The following is a 1567-nucleotide window of genomic DNA, read 5'->3' on the forward strand; positions in this document are numbered from 1 at the left end:
GATATGATAGGTATGAATCTGACCTATCATAAGTAGGTCGACGGACATAACTGACATCGTCAGCGAAAAGACGAACGGAGCACCTAAGTACGGATACACCATTTGGACTCGCGAAACGTGACTTGCCTAAGTGCATAATGGACGGCATATGGCAGAGAGACTCAACAGTAGTCAAATGGTTAGTTGTAATGACTAACACACGGCGAAGAGGGTCAGTTCCTAATTTCTTATTTCAACAGGAGTCGATTCGAATGAATCAAACCAGACTACTCAAGAAATTAGAAGGCTTTCGTAAACGTAACAGCACCAATCCCCATTTCGTTAACAAAGACATCTACCGATTGCTTTACGATGAAAACATTTACATCATCGCTTACAATGCAATCAAATCGAATCATGGAGCAGAAACTAAAGGGGCAGATGGTACGTCGCTAAATGGTTTCTGTATGGGATGGGTTCACGAGATTATTTCTGACTTGAGAAATGAATCCTACAAACCCCTCCCTAACAACACTCAGTTAATCCCCAAGAAAAATGGGAAGATGCGAAAACTCGGCTTTCCAAACGGTAAGGACAAGCTCCTCCAAGAAGCGGTCAGAACCATCCTCGAAAACATCTATGAACCTACGTTCTCGGATTGCTCACACGGATTTCGCCCAAAGCGAAGCACACAGACTGCAATGGCACAAATTGAAAACTGGCATGGTACCTCATGGTTTATCGTGGGTGACATATCTGCCTGTTTTGATGAAATCGACCACCGAACCCTTGAGGGTATCTTGCGTGAACGAATCGAGGATGAGCGATTTATTCGTCTCATCAACAAGATGCTTCGGGCGGGATACTTTGACATGCAGTATGAATTTCATCGAACAGATTCCGGAACACCGCAAGGTTCCACCTGCAGTCCAATTCTTGCGAATATCTATCTCGATAAACTTGACCGTTTCATGGCAGAAACGGCCAAACATGAAAACCTCGGCAAGAATCGTCGTAAAAGCAGTGCTTACACCAGTATTCAATACCAAATTCAAAAGCTTCGTAAGGGTGAATATTCCCCAGAAAAGAGGGAGCAAATTCGCAAGCTTGTGAGAATCCGCAAAGCTCAATCCTCAGTAGATATGTTTGACCCGAAGTTCAGGCGTGTCCGCTATGTACGATACGCAGACGATTTTCTGGTGGGCGTCACCGCATCCATGGAATACTGTAAATCCGTCAGAGACGCAATCAAACAATTTCTGCAAGAAACATTGAACCTTAGGATGAATGTGGAAAAAACAAAGATCACCCATGCCCACAATGATAAGGCTTTCTTTCTAGGCTATTTCATACAAAGAGGCAACAATGCTAGTCGTAATAAGGGCAATATTCATATTCGCGCAAACATAAAGGGCATGATTCAAAAGCTGTTTCAAAATGGCCTTTGTAACAGTGACGGTTTTCCAAAAGGCATTACTCAGTTTATTCCTCTTCCGCCAGACAAAATCGTCAACTATGGAAACCAAGTTCTTCGCGGTCTGGTTAACCAGGCTGTTGGTTGTACTAACTTTCATGCATGCGCCCGTAT

Annotated in this window: 1 protein-coding gene; it reads left to right on the forward strand. The window is 43.6% G+C overall.

What is annotated here, in order from left to right:
- Nucleotides 1–251: 251 nt before the first annotated feature.
- Nucleotides 252–1567, forward strand: a 1316-nt coding sequence (locus tag GJ688_RS19655) for a reverse transcriptase/maturase family protein (protein WP_170292177.1), incomplete at its 3' end; no start/stop codon positions are given.

The sequence above is a fragment of the Heliobacterium mobile genome, from assembly GCF_009720735.1.
Lineage (GTDB): Bacteria > Bacillota > Desulfitobacteriia > Heliobacteriales > Heliobacteriaceae > Heliobacterium > Heliobacterium mobile.